This window comes from Streptomyces sp. JLYT201 (assembly GCF_059448825.1).
The window spans coordinates 2,826,494-2,845,953 of record NZ_CM182551.1 but is presented as its reverse complement, the minus strand read 5'-3'; the positions used below and the strand labels follow the sequence as shown (position 1 = coordinate 2,845,953).

Here is a 19,460-nt window from a genome sequence, read left to right as displayed (position 1 = left end):
TGCCCACCGCGTCGACTGAAGACGTGCGGAGGGGGGTGACGCCCCGCGGCGCCACCCCCCTTCAGCCGGGCCGGATCAGGCCGCGTCCAGGGCCTCGATCAGATTGGCGCGGGCCCGGGCCACCCGGGAGCGGACCGTGCCGACGGGGCAGCCGATGGCCGCGGCGGCCTCCGCGTACGGCTGCTGGAGGAGCTGTGTGAGGACGAACGCCTCGCGTCGCTCGGCGGGTATGCCCGCGAGGAGTTCGGCGAGCGCGATGCCGTCGTCGAAGCCGGGCAGGCCGCGCGGCTGGGCCTGTTCGGCGGCGGTCTGCCAGTCGTCGCGGTCGGAGAGGCGGGGCCGGGCGGCCGCGTGCCGCAGGCTGTCCACGACGGTGCGCCGCGCGATGGAGAGCAGCCAGGTCCGCGCCGACGAACGGCCCTCGAACCGGTGCAGGCTGCCGAGCGCCCGCAGGAACGTGTCCTGCGCGAGGTCGTCGGCGGCCTGCGGGTCGGCGCTCAGGTGCGCCACGTAGCGCAGTACGTCGCGGTGCAGGGCGCGTACGAAACGGTCGACGGCGTCCGGGTCGCCGTCGCGCGCGGCGAGGGCGAGCCGCGTGACGGGTTCGTCGGCGGCGTCGGTGCGGCGGCCCGTCGGTCGACAGGGCTGGCCTTTCTGGATTTTTCGGGCAGGTGGGGTCGCCAGGGCAGCAGTCATCGCCTGAGGTCCTTACGGGTGTCCGGAAACCGGAGGTGCAGCGTCCGGAGTGCGGAGTTTCGGGATCCGGCCGCGACGGCGCGCGGCCGGTGAGGGGTGTCGTACGGCCCGGTGCCGCCGGGTGGGGCGGTGCGGGCCGATGCCCGGTGCGCGCACGACGAGGGGCGGCGCGGCGCCGGGCGGCGCCGGGCCGGGGCCGCCGTCGTGGCGGGCCGGGGTACCGGCTGTCAGCTGACAGCGATCCCGAGGGGCGGGCCCCGTGAGGTGATGGCGTGGACGAGGAGCAGCCGCCGCAGCCGCCGCGCGCGGTGGTCGCGGCGCGGGCGCAGGCGCGGCCGGTGCGCGGGCGGCGGCAGCCGGAAGGCGAGCCGCAGCGGCGCGACCAGCCAGCCCGCGACGGCCCGGCCGATGCGGAACGCGGCGCGTTCGCCGTACGCGAGCCACAGGCCGCACAGCAGGGCGGCGATCAGGTGCGCGGCGAGCATGCCGAGCGGTGACATGCCGCCCATGTCGTGCCCGGCGTGCATGCCGGACATCGCGTCGGACATGCCGCCCGGCAGCGCGTCGGACGTCCCGTCGGACAGGGCGCCGCCGCCGTGGCCTCCCGCGGAGGTCATGTGGGTCATGTCGTGCGCGCCGGGCGCGGGGACGGCCGTCTCCTGCATGCCCATGGAGTGCCGGGTGTGCCCGGCGGCCTCGTGCAGCCGGTCGGCGAGTCCCGCGTCGGTCACGGCGCGGAGCGCGTCCGCCTCCGACATGGTCCCCATGCCGTCCGCCCCGCAGAGCAGATGGCGGGCCCACTGCTGGGCGAGGGACGCCCCGCCGGTCGCCGAGGACTGGGCCGCGGCCTGCGCGAGCGAGAACCACGAGTGCAGCGCGGCCTGCGCCACGACGGACGCGGTGGTCACCATGAGGACGCCGCGCTCGCGCCCGGCCAGGAGCCAGGCGCCGGCGAACGTCGCGGCGCCCGCGCCCGGCAGCGCCCACCACGGCAGCGGGGACGCCGACATGAGGGCGTGGCCGGTGGCCGCGAGCAGCACACAGGCGGCCGCGAACACCGCGGCCCGTATCGCGCGACAGCTTCGGCCCCCAGACATGGCGGCCTCATCTTTGCATCCGCCCGGCGCGGCCAGCGGGCGGGTCCGGAATGTTCTGCGCGGGGCCCGTGTGTGGCGCAGGTCACTTGGGCTGCCGGGAACTGGGGCGGCGGCGCGGCCGACTCCTGACCGGCCGACTGTCGAGCGGGGGAGCGGGCACGTGGCGAGAGAGCACGGGGATGCGGGCGCGGAGAGCTCGGCTGCCGCGCCGGGTGCGTCTTCGGCCGCACCCGCCGGGGCGTCGTCTTCGGCCGCGCCTGCCGGGGCGCCGACGGGGGCGGATGCCGGGGCGCCGACGGGAGCGCACGCCGACGTGTCTCCGGGCAGGCCTGTCGGAGCGTGCGCCGAGGCCGCGGACGCGTCGTCCGGCCCGCGGTCGTCGGCCTCGTCCGCCGCGTGGTCGTCGATGTCGTCTGGCGCGCGGTCCTCCACGTCTTCTCGTACGCCCTCGCCCGCTCCCTCCCGTACGTCCGCCACCGGCGCGGTCACGGGCGCCAGTTCGGGCGCGGTCACGGGCGGTGGCACGCGGGCGCGGGGCGCGTCGACCGCGCTGCTCACCTGCGCCATGGCCTTCTCGATGCTCCAGCTCTTCCTGCTCGGCGCGCTCGGGCCGCGCCTGGTGGACGACCTCGACGTCTCGCCGACGACGCTCGGCCTGACCACGACGATCGGCTTCGGCACCGCCGCCGTCCTGTCGCCCGTCGGCGGCCGCGTCGTCGACCGGGTGGGGCCGCGCCGCGCGCTGGCCGCCCTGCTCCTGCTCTCGGCGGTGGCCCTCGCGCTGATCGGCGCGGCGCCCGGCGCGGGCTTCCTGCTCGCGGCGGTCGCGCTCGGCGGCCTGCCGCAGGCCCTGGCCAACCCGGCCACGAACAAGGCGATCCTGGCGTCCGTGGAGCCCGCCCGGCGCGGCGCGGTGACCGGCATGAAGCAGTCGGGCGTCCAACTCGGGGCGTTCGCGGCGGGCCTGCCCCTGGCGGGGCTCGCCGGGTGGCTGGGCTGGCGCGCGGCGGTGTGGACGGCGGCGGGCGCGGCGGTCCTGACGGCGGCGTGGGCGCTGCGCGCGCTGCCCCCGGCCGCGCCCGCGCCCGCGGGGGGCGGGCCCCGGCGGTCTGCGGGGGCCGCGCCTGCGGGGGCTGCGGCAGGCGGGCCCCAGCGGCCCGCCGGAGCCGCTTCGCTGCTGCCGCGCGGCGCCATCGCCTGGCTCGCGGGCTTCTCGCTGCTGCTCGGCTGCGGCATCGCGTCGGTCAACACCTACCTCGCGCTGTACGGGGCGGACCGCCTCGACCTGCCGCCGGCGGCCGCCGCCGCGCTGGTGGCGGTGCTCGGCGTGGCCGGGATCGGCGGGCGCGTGGCCTGGTCGCGGGCGGCGACTCCCGGCCGGGCGCCGTGGCTGCCGGGGTGGCTCGCGGCGGGGGCGGTCGGCGCGGCGCTGCTGCTCGTGGCCGCGGCGGCACTGGGCCCGCTGGTGTGGCTCGCGGCGGTCGCCGTCGGGGTGTTCGCGGTGTCGGCCAACGCGGTCTCCATGGTCCTGGTCATGCAGCGCGCCGCGCCCGGCCGCGCGGGCCAGGACTCGGCCCTCGTCTCCGCGGGCTTCTTCGCGGGCTTCGCCCTGGGCCCGCCCCTCTTCGGCGTCCTCGCGGACGCGGGCCGCTACGGCTGGGGCTGGGCCCTGGTCGCGGCGGAGTTCGCGGGGGCGTGCGCGTTGGGCCTGACGTGGGCGGTACGGGAGCGGGGCGCGCGGCGCCGGGCGGGGGAGGCCTGACGTGTCCGGACCTGCCTGGGCCGGGCCCGCGCTGTGTGCCGTGCTCGACCGGACCGCCCTGACCCGGGCCGAAGTCGGCGCCCGCTTCCCGCTGTTCGCCGATCCCGGAACCGGTACGTGGACGACGACCCGGCGCGGTGCCTGGACCGGCGGCTTCTGGGCGGGCCTGCTGTGGCTGCGCGCCCGCGCCACGGGCACGGCGCAGGACCACCGCGCCGCGGCGGAGTGCACGGCCCGGCTCGCCCACTGGCTGCACGCGGACACGGCGACACGCGGCCTGATCCTCTGGTACGGCACGGCCTTGGCGGGGCCTGCCCTTCCCACGGCGACCACCGCCGCACCGGGCCTCGCCCCGCAGGACGGCACCGCCGCTGCCGCGCGGGTGGACGGCGCCGCGGGGCCGGGCGCCGCCTTCGCGCCGGGGCGCACCGCCGCTGCCGCCGGGGAGCGCGCCGCCGAGTCACGCCGCGCTGCCGTGTCGGGTCGCGCTGCCGCGTCGGGCCGCGCCGCCGCGTCGGACCGTTCCGCCGCCCCACGTGCGGAGGACGCCGCCCCGCCCGACCGCCCCGCCGGTCCACGCCCCGCCCCCGAGCCGAACCCCACCACCCCTGGGGGCCGAGCCGCCCCGCGGGCCGAGTGCCCCTCCGTGCCGGGCCATGCCCCCGGGTCCGACCGGACCTCCGCCTCGCCGGGGCCCACCCCTGCCGACGGAGCCCCTGTCGACGCCAACGCCCTGCGCGCCGAAGCCGCCCGGGTCTGCCTCGACGCCCTCGACCCCGGCCTGGGCCTCGTCCCCTGGGGTGCGGCCTTCGGCGGGCCGAGGCTCGTGGCCCGGGCCGATGCCGTGCCCGGGCTCGTGCCGCTGCTCGCCGCGGCGGGGCCGCGCGGTGCGGAGGCCGCCGCCGCGCATCTGCACCGGCACCTGGACCTGTGCCGGGCCGGAGCCATGGCCTGGCGGTACGTGCCGGGCAGCGGCTGGTGCCCGCTCGCCGAACCGGCGCCCGGCTGGAGCCGGGGCCGGGCCTGGCTGCTGCTCGCGGTCGCGGACGGTCTCGCGCACGCAGCCGGGGCGGACCCCGGGGTGTGGCGTCCGGAAAGGCTGCGCCGGGCGGCGGCGTGGCTCGGCGCGTCCCCGGCACCGGGGGACCCCCTGGTGCCGCCCGCCGACACCGCCGAACCCGCCGGTCCGCTGGACACCTCCGCCGCCGCGATCACCGCCGTCGCGCTGCTCAAGCTCGCCGCGCTGCCCGGCGCCGACGCCGGGCGGCTCACCCGGCGCGCGACCGCCGTCCTGCACCGCCTGGTGACCGCCCACCTGACGGACGGGATGCTGCTCGACGGCTGCTACGACGCCGCCACCGGCACCGCCGAGCAGCACGAACTGATCTGGGGCGACTACTTCCTGGCCCTCGGCCTCGCCGTCCTCACCGGCCTCGTCCGCCCCGGCGACGTATAGACGTACAGGCGACGTATAGACGTACAGGCGATGTGCAGACGCATAGGCGTAGGGACGCAGGAGGACGGAGTCACGCGTGGGCGTCCAGGACGCGGCGCGCCACCGACGTGACGTGCAGCTCGTCCGGGCCGTCGAGGATCCGCGCGGCGCGGGCCGTGCGGAGGAGCGCGGGCAGCGGGGTGTCGGGGCCGAGCCCGGCGGCGCCGTGGACCTGGATCGCCGCGTCCACGACCTGGTGCAGGGCGCGGGCCGCGGCGACCTTCGCGAGGCCCACCTCGACGTGCGCGTCCTCGCCCGCGGCGAGCCGCGCGACCGCCTCGTGGACCAGCGGCCGCGTCGTGCGCAGCGCGAGCAGGGACTCGAAGACGTGCTGCTGCACGAGTTGGTGGGTGTGCAGCGGGCCGCGGGCGCCGCCGCGGGTTGCGGCGCGCCGGGCCAGCAGGTCGAAGGCCCGCTGGGCCTGCCCGAGCCAGCGCAGGCTGCGCAGCGTCCGGCCGAGCTGGAGCCGTTCGGCGGCGACGGCGAGGCCCGCGCCGCGCTCCCCGACGAGGTGGTCGCCGGGCACGCGGACGTCGTCGAGGGCGATCTCCCACTGGCCGCTCGCGCCGAGCACGGGCAGCTCGCGCACGACGCGGAAGCCGGGCGAGCGCGTCGGCACGACGAACAGCGACAGGCCGTGCCGGTCCCGCGGTGCGCCGTCGGTGCGGGCGAGCACGGTCACCAGGTCCGCGCCCGCCGCGCCGGACGTGAACCACTTGCGGCCGTTGACCACCCAGTCCCCGTCGGCCCGCCGCACCGCCGTGGTCGCGGTCAGGAACGGGTCGGTGCCGGGGCGCTCCGGTTCGGTCATCGCGTAGCAGGCGCGCAGCTCGCCCGCGACAAGGCCGGGGAGATACGCGGCACGGACGCGGTCGCTGCCGTGCCGCAGCAGCATCCGTACGTCGAGCAGCGGCGCGGAGCCGAGCGCGGCGGGCCCGTGGTCGCTGGCGCCCTCCACCTCCGCGTGTCGCGCGTACGCGCTCAAGTCGAGCCCCTGGCCGCCCAGTTCGGCGGGCAGCGGCAGGGCCCAGAGGCCCGCGTCCCGGGCCCGGTCCCGCAGCGCGCGCAGCGCCGCGTCGGCCTCGGGCCCGCCCGCGTCCAGAACGTCTTCACGGGGCATGACGTGCTCCCGTACGAACGTCCCGACGCGCTCGCCGAGCCCTGCGGCCGCCCCGCCCCGCACGTCCGACTCCCGCGTTTCCCGCGACTGCCGGGTTTCCCGGGCTTCACGGGCCTTCCGCGTCTCCTGCGACTCCCCCGACTCCGTCAACTCCGCCACCGACGTCACCGTTTCCTTTCCCTCGCCGGGAACCCGCGGGCCCGGGCGCCCGACTGACTCTCCATGGAACTGGTCGGGCGCCGACGCCCCCGAGTTCCCGCCTTCGCGGCGGCCCCGGTGCGGCGGCCGCCGCACCGGAAGAGGAGACACGACGGACATGACCCAGGCAGCGTCACAAGACCTCACCGCACGGGCCGGGGCACGGCCCCTCGACGCGTTGCGCTGCGACATCGGCGGGCCGCCCGAGCTGACCGACGTCGTCGCGGCGCACCTGCGGCTGCTCGGCGCGCGGACGTTCCGGTCGGACGGCGGGGGCGACAGCGGCCGGGCGGTGCTCGGCGGCGCGGGCTTCGGGCCGCTGGAGGCGGAGGTGCTGTGGACGGACCCGGTGGGCGCGTCCCGCGACGCCGTGGCCGCGCACGCGGGCGCGGTCCATGTGGATGCCGCCCCCGCCGCCGACGTCGCCCGCGTCGGTTCCGGGGGCTCCGGGTGCTCTGTGGGTTCCGGTGCCGTCCTCGGCGCCGTTCACGACGAGGCCACCGCCCAGGCCGTCACCGGTGTCATGTCCGTGCACGGGCGCCGCGACGGCTCCCCGCGCGGCCTCGGCGTCGACTACACCGCGACCGCCGCGGGCGTCCTCGCCGTCCAGGGCCTGCTCGCCGGGCTCCTCGCGGAGGCCCGCGGCGGGTCGGCGGGTCGGGTGCGGACGAGCGCGGTGCGCGCGGGCCTGCTCGCCGTCTCGCAGTACGTCGCCGCGGCCGGGGCCGACGAGGGCGAGGCGGCGCCGCTCGCGCCGGGCGGGCCGCCGTTCACCTCCGCCGACGGCGTGGTCTTCGAGCTGGAGACCCTCGACCCCGGCGCCTGGGCCGCGTTCTGGCGGGCCCTCGGCGCGCCCGCCGACGCGCTGCGCGCGGGCTGGCGCCCCTTCCAGTTCCGGTACGCCACCGCCTGCGCGCCCTTCCCCGAGGCCCTGCACACCACCGTGCGCGGCGCCGTCTGGAGCCGGATCCAGGCGGCCGCCGCCGCGTCCGGAGCCGAGGTGTGCGCGCTGCGCACGCTCGCCGAGCGCGCCGCCGAACACGACCACGCGCCGCCGTGGACGCTCACGCCCTACGGCCCCGGCAACCACGTGAACCACCGTCAGGTCCCCACCGCCGACCGGCCCCTGGCCGGGATCACCGTCCTGGAGGCCGGGCGCCGCATCCAGGCCCCGCTGGCCGCGCACCTGCTGCGGCTGCTCGGGGCCGACGTCGTACGGATCGAGCCGCCGGGCGGCGACCCGCTGCGCGGCATGCCGCCCGCGTGCGGCGGCGTCTCCGCCCGCTGGCTCGCCCTCAACCGCGGCAAGGACGCCGTGGAGGCCGACATCAAGTCCCCCTCCGGACGCCGTAGGCTGCGCGACCTCGTCGCCGACGCGGACGTCTTCCTGCACAACTGGGCGCCCGGCAAGGCCGCGCAGCTCGCCCTGGACGCGGACGACCTCGCGCGGGTCAACCCCGGTCTCGTGTACGCGTACACGAGCGGCTGGGCGGGCCGGATCGACGGCGCGCCCATGGGCACGGACTTCATGGTCCAGGCGCGTACCGCCGTCGGCGAGGCGGTGCGGCCCGCCGACGAGCCGCCCGCGCCCTCCCTGATGACGCTCCTCGACGTCCTCGGCGGGCTGCTCGGGGCGGAGGCCGTGCTCGCGGGGCTGCTGCTGCGGGAGCGGTCCGGGGGGCGGGGCGTGCGGGTCGACTCCTCGCTGCTCGGGGCCGCCGACCTGCTGGTCGGGCCCGCCCTCGCGCGGGGCGCGCGCCGCCCCGCCGGGTTCCGGCGGCCCCTGCGGACCGCGGACGGGTGGGTGGCTCCCGGGGACGGGTGTGCGGGGGCTGTCGCCGCGTACGACCTCGGCGGTCTGGCCTCCGTCGACGCCGTGCGGCTGCTCTCCTCGCATGGGCTGGGGGCCGTCGTGGTCGCTTCCGAGCCGGGGGCGTCGGCGGGGGCCCTCGGCCGTGACGGGCATGGCGCGCCGGTGGTGCCCGACCCGTGGAGCTTCGGCTAGCGGCCGGTCCCTCGCGGGGCGCCCCAGGCCCGCCCCTTCCCGATCCGGGGGCTGCGCCCCCGTGCCCCCGCTTTTTCGGCGCTTCGCGCCTCGTCCTCAAACGCCGGACGGGCTGGACGGTGCCGCTTGCGGCTGTGTTTCAGCCTCTCCGGCGTTTGAGGAGCGGGGGTCTGGGGGCGGAGCCCCCAGGAAGCGGGAAGGGGCGGGCCCGGGGCGCCCCGCGAAGGCCCCGCCCTCACCCCTCATCCAGCTCAAGGAGCCCCCATGCCCCCCACCCTCCACGACCTCCTCCCCGTCGCCCTCCGCAGGAGCTGGGCGGTGGAGGGGGTCTGTCCCGACCTCGACCTGTACAGCCTGTTCCGGGCGCGGCAGGTCAGTGATCTGCATCGCGCGGCCGTCGTCGACGGCAAGGGCACGCTCTGTTACACCGCCCTGGACCGCAAGGTCCGATGTCTGGCCGTCGGGCTCAGCGGGCTCGGCATAGGACCGGGCGACGTCGTCGGCGTCCAGCTGCCCAACGGGCGCGACGCGGTCGTCACCGACCTCGCCCTCGCCGCCCTGGGCGCGGTCGCGCTGCCCTTCCCCGTCGGCCGGGGCGCGGCGGAGGCCACGAGCCTGCTGCGCCGCGCGGAGGCCGTCGCGGTGGTCGCGGCGGCGGAGCACCGGGGCGCGCACCCGGCGCGGGCGCTCGCCGGGGCGCGGGCCGCCCTGCCCGCGCTGCGCCACGTCGTCGCGGCGGGCCGGGGCCCGCGGCCCGAAGGGGCGCTCACCCTGCGGGAGTTGCTGCGTGCCGACCCGAAGGACTTCGTGGCCGCGCGGCCCGACCCGGACGGCCCCGCCCGCATCCTGGTCTCCTCCGGGTCCGAGGCCGAGCCGAAGATGGTCGCCTACTCGCACAACGCCCTGGCGGGCGGCCGCGGCAACTTCTTCGCCTCGCTCATGCCCGCCGGGGCGAGACCGCCGCGCTGTCTGTTCCTGGTGCCGCTGGCCTCGGCGTTCGGCTCCAACGGCACGGCCGTCGCCCTCGCCCGGCACGGCGGCACGCTCGTCCTGCTCGACCACTTCACGCCCGAGGCCGCGATCGCCGCGATCCGGGAGCACGAGCCCACGCACGTCCTCGGCGTACCGACCATGGCCCGGATGATCCTGGACCGGCTCGCGGCCGACGGCGGGACGCTGCCGCCGCCCACCGCGCTCGTGCTCGGCGGCTCCCCGCTGGACGCCACCACGGCGGCCGCCGCGCGGGAGGCCTTCGGCTGCCCCGTCGTGAACCTCTACGGCTCCGCTGACGGCGTCAACTGCCATACGGGGCTCGAAGGACACGAGGAGGGCTCCGCCCCTGAGCACGGCGTCGTGGCGGGGCGGCCCGACCCCCGCGTCGCCGACATCCGCGTCGCCGACCCCGCCACCCACGAGCCCGTGCCGGACGGCGCCGTCGGCGAGATCGTGGCGCGCGGCCCGATGACCCCGCTGTGCTACGTCGGCGCCCCCGAGCTCGACGCCCGCTACCGCACCCCCGACGGCTGGGTCCGCACCGGCGACCTCGGCCTGATCGACGGCGGCGGCGTGCTGCACGTCGTCGGGCGCCTCAAGGACGTGGTGATCCGCGGCGGCGCCAACATCAGCCCGGCCGAGGTGGAGCGCGAGCTGAGCGCCCACCCGCTGATCCGGGACGTGGTGTGCGTCGGCGTCCCCGACCCGGTCATGGGGGAGCGGCTCGCGGCCTGCGTGGTGCCCGTCTCCGGCGGCCGGGACGGGGCGCCCCTGACCCTCGACGCGCTCGGCGAGCACCTGACGGGGCGGGGCCTGGACCGGGCCAAGCACCCCGAACGGCTGCTGCTCGTGCCGGAGGTGCCGCTGACCCCGGCGGGCAAGCCGGACCGCACGGCCCTGCGGGAGCGGGCGGCCGCCGGTTCCTGACGCGCGAGGGGCCCCGCCGGTCCGGACCGGCGGGGCCCCTTCCGTCGCGCGCGCTACTCCGCCCGCAGCGCCTTCTTCAGCTGGGCCGCCGCGTTCCGGTACACCGGCAGCAGGTCCAGGTCGTCCCCGGGGTAGTTGACGATCTTCAGCTGTTCGGCGCCGGAGCCGGGCAGGACCGTGCCGGTCGACATGTGCGCGTTGTCGAGCACCAGCGCGGGCTTCTTCGCGGCCAGCTCGGCGACCTGGGAGGCCTTCACGGGCTCGGGGCCGTACGTGCCGACGGTGCGGACGCCCGCCATCCGCGCGGACCAGGTGGTGAAGACCTGGCTGACCGCGGTGGGCGGCTTACCGCCCGGCCAGGCCGACTTGAGGTCCGCGGACAGCTTCGCGTACGTGCGCTCGAAGGAGGCCTTCCACTTCTTCGCGGACACCTCGGTGCCGAAGAGGCCGCCGAGCCGGGTCACCTCGCCGGCGGCCTTGCCCGCGTCGTTGTCGAGGTCGACCTGGACGAGCTCGGCCTTCGAGCCCGCCGCCTCCTTGATCTTGTCGGCGTACGGCTCGAAGGGCGCGTACAGCACGAAGTCGGCCTTGGCGACGGCCGCGAGGTCGGAGGGCTTGGGGTCGTAGTCCGGCGCGTGGTGCGTGGACGGCGGCACCAGGACGGTGACGTCCTTGGCCCCGGCGGCCTTGGCGAACGCGCCCTCCCAGGTGGTGGTGGCGACGACCACGGGCCCGCCGCCCTCGCCCGCGTCGGTCTTCTTCGGCTGGTTCTCGTCGGCGCAGGCGGTGGCGGTGAGGGCGAGGGCGGCGCTCAGTGCCACGGCCCCGGCCGTGCGGGAGAGGTGCTGGGGGATGCGGACGCCGGTGCGCGCCATGAGGTGATGCTCCGTTCGGGGATGAGGTGGACGGCGAGGACGACGGCCCCCGCCAGCAGGACGAGGACGGGCCCGGGAGGCCAGTCCAGCCACAGGGCGAGCAGGAAGCCCGTGGTGTTCACGACGACGCCGATGGCCACGGCCCACAGCGCGATCGTGGCGAGCCGGTTGCCGAGGCGGCGCGCGGCGAGCGCGGGAAGCAGCGTGAGCGCGTCGACGAGCAGCGCGCCGGTCAGCTTGATCGCCCCGCCCACCGCGACGGCGACCAGGACGAGCAGCACCACGGTGAGCCCGCCGACGGGCACCCCGGAGCACTGCGCCAGCTCACGGTCGTACAGCAGCAGCGCGAGGTCGCGCCGCCGCCACAGGAACAGCGCCGGTACGGCGACGGCGAGCACCGCGACGACGACGAGGTCGGCGGTGGTGACCGACAGGATCGACCCCCAAAGGAGTGCGAACGCGCCGGAGGCGTTGACCCCGGCCACCGAGAGGACGAGCAGCGCGGCCGCGATGGCCATGCTCATCAGCAGGCCCATCGCGCCCGACAGGCCGTCCGGGGTGCGGGCCAGGGGGGCCACGCCCGCGCCCGCGAGCGCGCAGGCCACCAGGGCGCACAGCATCGGGTCGAGCCCGGTGAGCAGCCCCACGGCGATGCCGAGCAGCGCGACGTGCATCATCGCGAACCGCACCGGCATGATGTCGAGGCCGACGATCACGACGCCGACGACGGGCAGGCCGACGGCGGCGAGCAGCAGCGCGAACCCGGCGCGCCGCACCGGCACGAGCTGGAGCAGGAGGCCGAGGTCGGCGGTGGCGAGGGTCATCCGGCCGCCCCCCTCCCGAGGTCGGCGGGCGGCACCTCGCGGGGGCCCGGGCCGGTGGGCGGCACCACGCGCGGCCCCGGGCCGGAGGGCGGCACCTCGCGCGGCCTTAGGTCAGCAGGCGGCACCTCGCGCAGGCGGCCCGCCGCCATGTCCAGGACGCGGTCGCACGCCGCGGCGAGCGTCCGGTCGTGCGTGACGACCAGGAGCGTGACGGGCAGCGAGGTGAGCAGCCCGGCGGCCTCCTCCTGGCCCGCGAAGTCCAGGGCGGCGGTGGGCTCGTCCGCGAGCAGCACCCCGGCACCGGCGGCGACGCAGCCCACCGCGCGCGCCAGATAGGTCCGCTGGAGCTGGCCGCCGGACAGGGTGTGCAGCGGCTTGCGGCGCAGCCCGCCGACGCCGAGGCCGTCCGCCGCGGCCGCCGCCGGGCCGGGGGCGCCGCTGGAGTCCAGCAACTCGCCCGCGAGCAGCGGGAAGCGGCCCGTCGCGGGCTTCTGCGGCACCCACGCGCAGGCGCGCCGCCGCCAGGCCCGGTCGGCGGCCGAGCGGGTGCCGCGCCCGCCGACGAGGACCGTGCCGCGGGTCTGCCGGTGCAGCCCCAGCACGGCCCGCAGGAGCGTGGACTTGCCGGAGCCGTTCGTCCCGGTCAGGGCCACGCGCTCGCCCGCCGCGACCTCCAGGTCCACGCCGTCCACGGCGACCACGCGCCCGTGCCCGCAGGTCACGTCGCGCAGCTGTACCTCAAGCCCGCCCATCGGCCCTCACGCGCCTTCCTTCCGCCGCCTCGGCTCACGCCGTGTGCGGCAGTAGTCGGACGGGCGGCGCGCACAGTTCCCGTACGTCCCGGTCCGGTCGCGCCGTGCGAGCGGCCTTCAGCTGCCGGGCCGCACCACCAGGGCCGTCACCCGCACCTCGCCGCTGTGCCGGAACGTCAGGACGAACGGCACCTCGGCGCCGAGCCGCAGGGCCCGCTTCGGGCGGAGCATGATGTCGAGCCCGTCGGGCTTCATGGTGATCCGCCTGCCCGCGGGCACGGTCGCCGACTCCACCATCCGCATCGACTCGACGTTGCGGCCCGGCCGCTCCACGGTCCGGCTGAGCATCACGTCGACGGCGGCGGGCGAGCGCACGGACTCCAGTACGTCGTCGGAGTCGCCGGAGTTGGTGATCCGGAAGAACGCGGCGGTCTCCGCGACGCTGCCGTAGGTCAGGAACACCCGCCCGTCCGTCACCGAGATCCGCGCGGGCCCGCCCGCGGCACCGGCCGCGACCCAGGCCGTGAGCCCGCCCAGGGTCAGCGCGGCGGCGAGGACCGGTGCGAGCGCGGCGAGCAGGCCGGGGCGCAGCCGTGCGTACAGGGAGTTCATCGGCGGTTCCTCTCCCGTGCCGCGCGCGGCACCGGCTCCCACGTCCGCAGGCGCAGGCTGTTGGCGACCACGAGCAGGGAGCTCGCGGACATGGCGACGGCCGCCGTCATCGGGCCGAGGCGGCCCACCGCGGCCAGCGGCACGGCGAGCGCGTTGTAGCCGAACGCCCAGACGAGGTTGGCGCGGATCGTGGCCAGGGTGCGCCGGGCGAGCCGGACGGCCACGGCGGCCGCGCCGATGTCGCCGCCCGCGAGCGTCACGTCGGCCGCGCCGATCGCCGCGTCGGTGCCGCAGCCCATGGCGATGCCCAGGTCGGCGCGGGCGAGCGCGGCGGCGTCGTTCACGCCGTCGCCGAGCACCGCGACGCGGCGGCCCTCCGCGCGCAGCCGCCCGACGAGTTCGGCCTTCTCCTCGGGCGTACAGCGCGCGTGCACCTCGGCGATGCCGAGTTCGGCGGCCACGGCGCGCGCGGTCGCCGCCCGGTCGCCGGTGGCGAGCACCGGCTCGACGCCGAGGCGCCGCAGCCGGTCCACGGCGCGGTAGCTGCCGGGCCGCAGCACGTCGCCGACGGCGACGACCGCCTCGTCGACGCCGTCCACGCGGACGAGGACGGCGGTGCGGGCAGCCTCCTCCGCCTCGGCGAGCGCGGCGGCGAGCACGTCCGGCAGCGCGTCGTCGGGCACGCGCACCTCCACGCGGCGGCCCTCCACCACACCGCCGACCCCGGTGCCGGGCGTCGCCAGGAACCCCTCGACCGGCGGCAACGCCACGTCTTCCAGGCGCTGGTGGGCGTACGCCACCAGGGCGCGGCCCAGCGGATGCTCCGAGCCCTGCTCCACGGCCCCGGCGAGCCGCACCACCGCGGCCTCGCCGAGGCCGCCGGGCACGGCGGTGACGCGCGCGACGGTCATGTTCCCGGTGGTGAGCGTGCCGGTCTTGTCCAGGACGACGGTGTCGACGCGCCGCAGCGTCTCCAGGGCCCGCGGCCCGCTGACCAGGACGCCGAGCTGGGCGCCGCGCCCGGTGGCGGCGAGCAGCGCGGTGGGCGTGGCGAGGCCGAGCGCGCAGGGGCAGGCGACGACGAGCGCCGCCACGGCCGCGGTCACGGCGGCCTGCGGGTCGGCCCCCGCGCCCAGCCAGAAGCCGAGCACGGTGACCGCGAGGGTGAGGACCACGGGCACGAACACGCCCGCCGCGGCGTCCGCGAGGCGCTGGGCGCGGGCCTTGCCGGTCTGGGCCTCCGTCACCATCTTGGTGATCCGCGCCAGTTGGGTGTCCGCGCCGACCGCGGTGGCCCGGACGACGAGCAGGCCGCCCGCGTTGACCGCGCCGCCGACGACGGCCTGCCCGGGGGCGGCCTCCACCGGTTCGCTCTCGCCGGTGACGAGCGACACGTCGAGCGCGGACGCGCCCGACACCACCACCCCGTCGGTGGCGACGCGCTCGCCGGGCCGTACGGTGAACTCCTGGCCCACTCGCAGCAGCCCGACGGGTACGCGCCGCTCGGTGCCGTCCGGGCCGCGCACCGCCACGTCCTTGGCGGCGAGTTCGGCCAGCGAGCGCACCGCCGCGCCCGTGCCGTGGCGGGCCCGTGCCTCCAACAGCCGCCCGGCGAGCACCGAGAGCGGCACCCCGACCGCCGCCTCCAGATACAGGTGCGCGGCCCCGTCCCCGGCGGACGGCAGGAACGCGAAGGGCATCCGCATGCCCGGCTCGCCCGCCCCGCCGAGGAACAGCGCGTACGCCGACCAGGAGAAGGACGCGGCGACGCCGAGCGACACCAGGGTGTCCATGGTGGCCGCCCCGTGCCTGAGGCCCCGCAGCGCCCGCCGGTGGAAGGGCCAGGCGCCCCACACCGCCACCGGTGCCGCGAGGACGAAGCACAGCCACTGCCAGTTGCGGAACTGCCAGGCGGGCACCATCGACAGGGCAAGCACCGGCAGCGAGAGCAGCGCGGTGACGAGCAGCCTGGTGCGCTCGGCCCGCGCGCCGTCGTCCTCGGCGGCCCCGCCCGCCGCCCGCTCGGGCGCGGGCGGCGCGGGCACCTCCGCCGTGTAGCCCGCCCGTACGACGACCGCGATCAGCTCCTGCGCGCCGATGTCCGCCGGGTGCGTCACCTGGGCCCGCCCGGTGGCGAGGTTGACGCTCGCGCTGACCCCGTCGAGCCTGCCGAGCCGCTTCTCGACGCGGTTCACGCACGCGGCGCAGGTCATGCCGCCGACGACCAGGTCGGTGGTCGTCACCCCGGGCGCGGGGACCGTACCGGTGGCGGTGTCCATCAGCCGTGCCCTCCGTGCCCGCCGCCGTGGCCGCCTCCGGAGCCGCCGTCCCCGTCGGACGTCGAGGACCGCATGCCCGGCGCCACCGGTCCCACGGAGTCGCCCACTTGGTAGGCGACGACGAAGACGACGGCGAGCAGCGCGAGGAACCCGAGCAGGGCGGGCGGCGGCCGCCAGGCGCGCGGCGGGGGTGACCCGGACGGTCTGGACGGACTGGGCATCGGCGCTCCCGAGGCTGAGACGGTGGCGCGGGCAGGGGACACCCGGCGCCGGGCAGGTGGTCGGGCGCGAGGGCGCAGAAGTTCCCGCCGCGGTGTCCTCCTCGTGTCGCAATTGGGCCAACCGGGTGAAGTGGCGTAAGAATTGCCTGGTACAGACGTTGAGGACGAGCCAGGACGGGGTTGCTCTGTGACCAGCAACGAAGCCACCGACGAACAGTGGGAGGGGCTCGCGCAGGTCGTGCCGCTGCGCGGCCGCAACGAATGGCCGTCGTGGCCGGGGCACCGCTCGCTGCCCGACGCCGAGACCGAGACCCGGCGGCGCTTCGTCGTCACCCGCGTCAACGTCTTCTCCGACGCCCGCGAGGTCGCCGAGAACCTGATGGCGCAGATCCCCGTCCTCCTCGACCTCAGCGGCGCCGAGACCGAGACCGCCAAGCGGGTCCTCGACTTCAGCAGCGGCGTCGTCTTCGGCCTCGGCTGCGGCATGCACCGGGTGGAGAAGAACGTCTTCCTGCTCTCGCCGCCCGACACCGAGGTGCAGGGCCTGGTGGAGGCGGCCACCGTCTGACCGGGCCCCCGGCGGGTCCCGCGCGCCTGCTCCGTAGCCCAACCGCCCAGCTCACACGGCCCGTTGGGTGGTGATCGCCCGATCGGGCGAAGGTCGGCCGGGCAAAACGGTTCGCCTGATCCACTTCGGCCTAGCTTCCGTGCATGACTGTGCACTCCCGCCGGACGTTCGCGCAGGATCCAGCGGCCCTGGCCCGGGACAAGCCGCGCGTCACCGAACTGCGGCTCTCCGCCTTCGCCGGGCACCGGGCCGCCGCGTTCCCGCTCGGCCCGCTCACGCTCTTCTCGGGGCCGAGCGGCAGCGGCAAGACCAGTGCACTGCGCGCGTACGAGGCGCTCGCGCTGCTCGGCGCGGGCGCCGAACTCGCCGACGTGTTCCCGCAGCCCGCCCGCTGCGTGCCCGAGCGGGCCCGCGCCGACGGCCAGGCCCGCCGCGGCTTCCGCATCGGCTGCACCGTCGACGGCCCCGCGGGCCCCGTCCGCCTCGACGTCGCCGTGCAGGCCGAGCCGGAGCTGCGCATCGCGGGCGAGCGCCTGACCCGCGACGGGCTCACCCTCCTGGAGACCGCCCTGCGCGACCCCGGCCGCCGCGCCGTGCAGGCCTCCTGGCACACGGCCGGCGCCGCACCGGTCACCCGCGCGCCGCTGCCCGACGACCGGCTCGGCACGGCCCTGCTGCCGCTGCGCGTCGCGGGCAAGACCGACGGGCAGCGGCTCGTGCTCGCCGCCGCCGAGCAGGTCGTCGTCGCACTGCGGTCGGTGTTCGCCTGCGACCCGCGCCCCGCTCGGATGCGCGAGCCGGTGGCGGTGGGGGCGGACGGGCTCGCGGGCGCGGGGCGGCTGCTCGGGGGCTGCGACAACCTCGCCGAAGTCCTGTGGCGCACCCGCGCCGAGTGCGGCAACCGGCACGCCCAGCTCGTCGCCGCGCTGCGCGCCGGGTGCGCGGGTCCGGTCGCCGACGTCCTGTCCGAGCAGGCGGGCGACGGCGCCCTGCGCGCCGTGCTCGACCGCGGTGACGGGGTGCGGACGTGCGTGGGGCGGCTCGGCGACGGCGAACTGCGCTATCTGGCGCTCGCGCTCGTGCTGCTGACCGGCCCCCGGGTCCTCGAGGTCGACCCGGTCGCGGAGGTCCCGGAGGCGTACCAGAGCCTGACCGTCCTCGCCGACGGCTTCGACCGCTGCCTGGACCAGCGGCAGAAGCGGGCCCTCGCGGACCTCGCGGCCCGTGCGTGCGGGCGCGGGCACATCCGCCTGATCGGGGCCGTCGCGGACGCCACCTGGGCCGCGGCGGCCGACGGCGTCACGGTGGTGAACCTCGGTCGGACGCGATGTCACGGCATGTAGTTGACTGGGGTCCGTGACCGATCAAGACATCGAGGGACTGCAGCGCAGGCTGGCCGAGTTCGCCGCCGCGCGGCGCTGGGAGCAGTACCACACGCCCAAGAACCTGGCCGCCGCGCTCAGCGTCGAGGCCTCCGAGCTCGTGGAGATCTTCCAGTGGCTGACTCCGGAGGAGTCGGCCCGCGTCATGGAGGACGCCGACTCCGCCCACCGCGTCACGGACGAGGTCGCGGACGTCCTCGCCTACCTCCTCCAGTTCTGCGCGGTGCTCGGCGTCGACCCGCTCGAGGCGCTCGCGGCGAAGATCGAGCGGAACGAGGAGCGGTTCCCGGCGCCCTGAAGCGCCGCCCGGCGCACGCCCCGGGCCCCCTGCGGCGCACGCCTCGCGAGGCGCCCCGCGCACGCCCCGACGGCCGCGGGCGCCCGGCGTCAGGCGATCCGCTGGGCCCAGCAACCCCGTAAGTCCGCCGCTGTCACCACCTGTTGGACAGGCGGAAAGAGGGCCAAAGACACCTCTTCGTCACTCTCCGGAGTGGATGCCTTGTCCACACTCAGATTTTTGTCCACAGATTTCAGGCTTCCTCTGGCTTTTCGAACGGAAGGCGCTCACTGTGGGTAGTGAACAAGGGAGTTCTGGTGTACGTGCCGCGAGTGGGCGCGGGATGAATGGGGACGGCGCATGGATGCGATGAGGCTCATCGAGGCGACGAGATGCGCCTTGGCGCGGAGTCAGGAGCCCGCGGCCATCGTGGCGGAGGTGTGGCAGTCCCAGGCTCTGGCCCAGGCGATAGGGCATCGCCTCGCCGTCGCGGGCCCGCCGGAGTTACGGGGCGAGGCGCTCGGCCTGAGCGAGCTGAGCAGCCGGGGCTGCGGCCTCCTGGACCCGCCCCGCTCCCAGGCGGAGGAGATACGGGCGGCGGGCCTGACCGGGATAGGGGACGCCCACGACACGCTGCTCGGCCTCGGCGCCCTGCTCGCCGAGGCCGGGATCGCCCTCGTCTCGGTGGCGATGGGCGCCGAGGACGAGGGTCTTTACTGGCAGTGCATGGAGTCGATCGACGCGGCCGACGAGTCCAGGGACCGCGTGGTGGAGATGCTCCGCAGACTGGCGGCCCGCGAGCGGACCCTGTCGGACGAGAGCGACTGCGAGAAGTGCACCGGCACGGTCCTGGAGGGCTGACGCCCCCCGGTCCGGCCGGACGGCCCGCACACAGAGCGCTGGATGTACGGGCCGCCGGTCTTCGGGGGAAGCGCCCACAGGGGGCGCGGGCTGGGTCCGCGGGGTCAGGCGCGGTGCTGGTCACCCTCCGGCGTGGGCGGCCGGGTGGACTGCTGAAGGTCGGCGTCCAGTTGCGTCAGATCCGCGTTGAGCGCTGCCATCAACTCTTCCATCTGTTGCAGCAGGCCCTTGGGCGCGCCCTGCGGCCCGGCCGGGGGCAGGGCGCGTTGCTGCTCTGGCACGACGTGGTCGCGCGCCTGCTCGGGCACGGCTTCCTGGGACATCACGGCCTCCTCGGCCCGCGCCCCGCGCGGGGCGGAAGCGTCCCGGCCCGACGAGGCAGTTCATGCGGCGGACGCGCCGACGGTGGCCGCCGGCGCGGGTGCCGGGCGGCCCGGCTCCGCCCGAGCCAACGATCTCCGGCTCGGGGTAGTCACTGGCACGGACCCGCCCCGGCCGCCGGGTTGACGGACTTTC

The 19,460-nt window shown here is 77.2% G+C and carries 17 protein-coding genes and 1 pseudogene; 8 read left to right on the top strand and 10 right to left on the bottom strand.

What is annotated here, in order from left to right:
* Nucleotides 1-75: 75 nt before the first annotated feature.
* Nucleotides 76-696, bottom strand: a complete 621-nt coding sequence (locus tag AC5WAM_RS11205) for a sigma-70 family RNA polymerase sigma factor (protein WP_495522507.1) — start codon at nucleotides 694-696, stop codon at nucleotides 76-78.
* A gap of 227 nt (nucleotides 697-923) precedes the next feature.
* Complete coding sequence (locus tag AC5WAM_RS11200) at nucleotides 924-1,793, bottom strand: hypothetical protein (RefSeq protein WP_366793702.1); 870 nt, start codon at nucleotides 1,791-1,793, stop codon at nucleotides 924-926.
* 565 nt (nucleotides 1,794-2,358) lie between these two features.
* Here AC5WAM_RS11200 and AC5WAM_RS11195 point away from each other — a divergent pair.
* Both AC5WAM_RS11195 and AC5WAM_RS11190 read left to right on the top strand, forming a co-directional pair.
* Nucleotides 2,359-3,555 (top strand): MFS transporter, encoded by a 1,197-nt coding sequence (locus tag AC5WAM_RS11195; RefSeq protein WP_495523559.1) that lies wholly within the window; start codon nucleotides 2,359-2,361, stop codon nucleotides 3,553-3,555.
* Between the two features lies 1 nt (nucleotide 3,556).
* Nucleotides 3,557-5,011, top strand: coding sequence for a sugar ABC transporter permease (locus AC5WAM_RS11190; RefSeq protein ID WP_495522506.1), 1,455 nt, complete (start codon nucleotides 3,557-3,559; stop codon nucleotides 5,009-5,011).
* 70 nt (nucleotides 5,012-5,081) lie between these two features.
* Here the strand turns inward: AC5WAM_RS11190 and AC5WAM_RS11185 are convergent, their stop codons facing one another.
* Nucleotides 5,082-6,233 (bottom strand): acyl-CoA dehydrogenase family protein, encoded by a 1,152-nt coding sequence (locus AC5WAM_RS11185; protein WP_495523558.1) that lies wholly within the window; start codon nucleotides 6,231-6,233, stop codon nucleotides 5,082-5,084.
* Between the two features lie 253 nt (nucleotides 6,234-6,486).
* On the opposite strand from AC5WAM_RS11185, the gene AC5WAM_RS11180 reads away from it, so the two are divergent.
* Nucleotides 6,487-8,373: a CoA transferase gene (locus AC5WAM_RS11180; RefSeq protein ID WP_495522505.1), complete on the top strand. Its 1,887-nt coding sequence runs from the start codon at nucleotides 6,487-6,489 to the stop codon at nucleotides 8,371-8,373.
* Between the two features lie 264 nt (nucleotides 8,374-8,637).
* Nucleotides 8,638-10,293 (top strand): class I adenylate-forming enzyme family protein, encoded by a 1,656-nt coding sequence (locus AC5WAM_RS11175; RefSeq protein ID WP_495522504.1) that lies wholly within the window; start codon nucleotides 8,638-8,640, stop codon nucleotides 10,291-10,293.
* Between the two features lie 53 nt (nucleotides 10,294-10,346).
* Here AC5WAM_RS11175 and AC5WAM_RS11170 read toward each other — a convergent pair whose 3' ends face one another.
* From AC5WAM_RS11170 to AC5WAM_RS11145, 6 genes and pseudogenes are all read right to left on the bottom strand, one after another.
* Nucleotides 10,347-11,168 carry a metal ABC transporter solute-binding protein, Zn/Mn family gene (locus AC5WAM_RS11170; protein ID WP_366793708.1) on the bottom strand — a complete coding sequence of 274 codons (822 nt, stop codon included), beginning with the start codon at nucleotides 11,166-11,168 and terminating at the stop codon, nucleotides 10,347-10,349.
* Nucleotides 11,105-11,992 carry a metal ABC transporter permease gene (locus tag AC5WAM_RS11165; protein WP_495522503.1) on the bottom strand — a complete coding sequence of 296 codons (888 nt, stop codon included), beginning with the start codon at nucleotides 11,990-11,992 and terminating at the stop codon, nucleotides 11,105-11,107. Before AC5WAM_RS11165 ends, AC5WAM_RS11170 begins: the two co-directional genes overlap by 64 nt.
* 122 nt (nucleotides 11,993-12,114) lie before the next feature.
* A pseudogene (locus tag AC5WAM_RS11160) lies at nucleotides 12,115-12,744 on the bottom strand (ATP-binding cassette domain-containing protein); the annotation flags it as partial.
* Between the two features lie 117 nt (nucleotides 12,745-12,861).
* A complete protein-coding gene (locus AC5WAM_RS11155; RefSeq protein ID WP_495522502.1) occupies nucleotides 12,862-13,356 on the bottom strand; it encodes a copper chaperone PCu(A)C in 495 nt (164 codons plus the stop codon).
* Entirely contained in the window at nucleotides 13,353-15,635 is a 2,283-nt protein-coding gene (locus tag AC5WAM_RS11150) for a heavy metal translocating P-type ATPase (RefSeq protein WP_495522501.1), read from the bottom strand. The genes AC5WAM_RS11155 and AC5WAM_RS11150 overlap by 4 nt, the downstream gene beginning before the upstream one ends.
* On the bottom strand, nucleotides 15,635-15,856 hold the full coding sequence (locus tag AC5WAM_RS11145) for a hypothetical protein (protein WP_138962272.1): 222 nt from the start codon (nucleotides 15,854-15,856) through the stop codon (nucleotides 15,635-15,637). The genes AC5WAM_RS11150 and AC5WAM_RS11145 overlap by 1 nt, the downstream gene beginning before the upstream one ends.
* A gap of 187 nt (nucleotides 15,857-16,043) precedes the next feature.
* Between AC5WAM_RS11145 and AC5WAM_RS11140 the strand changes: the two genes are divergently transcribed.
* The 4 genes from AC5WAM_RS11140 to AC5WAM_RS11125 all read left to right on the top strand — a co-directional run bounded on the left by AC5WAM_RS11140 (nucleotide 16,044) and on the right by AC5WAM_RS11125 (nucleotide 18,944).
* On the top strand, nucleotides 16,044-16,424 hold the full coding sequence (locus AC5WAM_RS11140; RefSeq protein WP_030682464.1) for a cell division protein SepF: 381 nt from the start codon (nucleotides 16,044-16,046) through the stop codon (nucleotides 16,422-16,424).
* 143 nt (nucleotides 16,425-16,567) lie between these two features.
* The gene (locus tag AC5WAM_RS11135) at nucleotides 16,568-17,767 is read left to right on the top strand and encodes an AAA family ATPase (protein ID WP_366793712.1); all 1,200 of its coding nucleotides are present in this window, start codon (nucleotides 16,568-16,570) and stop codon (nucleotides 17,765-17,767) included.
* A gap of 13 nt (nucleotides 17,768-17,780) precedes the next feature.
* Nucleotides 17,781-18,104: a nucleotide pyrophosphohydrolase gene (locus AC5WAM_RS11130; protein WP_366793713.1), complete on the top strand. Its 324-nt coding sequence runs from the start codon at nucleotides 17,781-17,783 to the stop codon at nucleotides 18,102-18,104.
* A gap of 339 nt (nucleotides 18,105-18,443) precedes the next feature.
* Entirely contained in the window at nucleotides 18,444-18,944 is a 501-nt protein-coding gene (locus AC5WAM_RS11125) for a DUF6099 family protein (RefSeq protein WP_495522500.1), read from the top strand.
* A gap of 104 nt (nucleotides 18,945-19,048) precedes the next feature.
* On the opposite strand, the gene AC5WAM_RS11120 is transcribed toward AC5WAM_RS11125, so the two are convergent.
* A complete protein-coding gene (locus tag AC5WAM_RS11120) occupies nucleotides 19,049-19,267 on the bottom strand; it encodes a hypothetical protein (protein WP_138962276.1) in 219 nt (72 codons plus the stop codon).
* Nucleotides 19,268-19,460 lie beyond the last annotated feature (193 nt).

Bases quoted from the DNA above. Each gene is read 5' to 3' on its own strand.
- AC5WAM_RS11205 (WP_495522507.1), bottom strand. From the start codon at position 696: ATGACTGCTGCCCTGGCGACCCCACCTGCCCGAAAAATCCAGAAAGGC.
- AC5WAM_RS11200 (WP_366793702.1), bottom strand. From the start codon at position 1,793: ATGTCTGGGGGCCGAAGCTGTCGCGCGATACGGGCCGCGGTGTTCGCG.
- AC5WAM_RS11195 (WP_495523559.1), top strand. From the start codon at position 2,359: ATGGCCTTCTCGATGCTCCAGCTCTTCCTGCTCGGCGCGCTCGGGCCG.
- AC5WAM_RS11180 (WP_495522505.1), top strand. From the start codon at position 6,487: ATGACCCAGGCAGCGTCACAAGACCTCACCGCACGGGCCGGGGCACGG.
- AC5WAM_RS11175 (WP_495522504.1), top strand. From the start codon at position 8,638: ATGCCCCCCACCCTCCACGACCTCCTCCCCGTCGCCCTCCGCAGGAGC.
- AC5WAM_RS11170 (WP_366793708.1), bottom strand. From the start codon at position 11,168: ATGGCGCGCACCGGCGTCCGCATCCCCCAGCACCTCTCCCGCACGGCC.
- AC5WAM_RS11165 (WP_495522503.1), bottom strand. From the start codon at position 11,992: ATGACCCTCGCCACCGCCGACCTCGGCCTCCTGCTCCAGCTCGTGCCG.
- AC5WAM_RS11155 (WP_495522502.1), bottom strand. From the start codon at position 13,356: ATGAACTCCCTGTACGCACGGCTGCGCCCCGGCCTGCTCGCCGCGCTC.
- AC5WAM_RS11150 (WP_495522501.1), bottom strand. From the start codon at position 15,635: ATGGACACCGCCACCGGTACGGTCCCCGCGCCCGGGGTGACGACCACC.
- AC5WAM_RS11145 (WP_138962272.1), bottom strand. From the start codon at position 15,856: ATGCCCAGTCCGTCCAGACCGTCCGGGTCACCCCCGCCGCGCGCCTGG.
- AC5WAM_RS11135 (WP_366793712.1), top strand. From the start codon at position 16,568: ATGACTGTGCACTCCCGCCGGACGTTCGCGCAGGATCCAGCGGCCCTG.
- AC5WAM_RS11125 (WP_495522500.1), top strand. From the start codon at position 18,444: ATGGATGCGATGAGGCTCATCGAGGCGACGAGATGCGCCTTGGCGCGG.
- AC5WAM_RS11120 (WP_138962276.1), bottom strand. From the start codon at position 19,267: ATGTCCCAGGAAGCCGTGCCCGAGCAGGCGCGCGACCACGTCGTGCCA.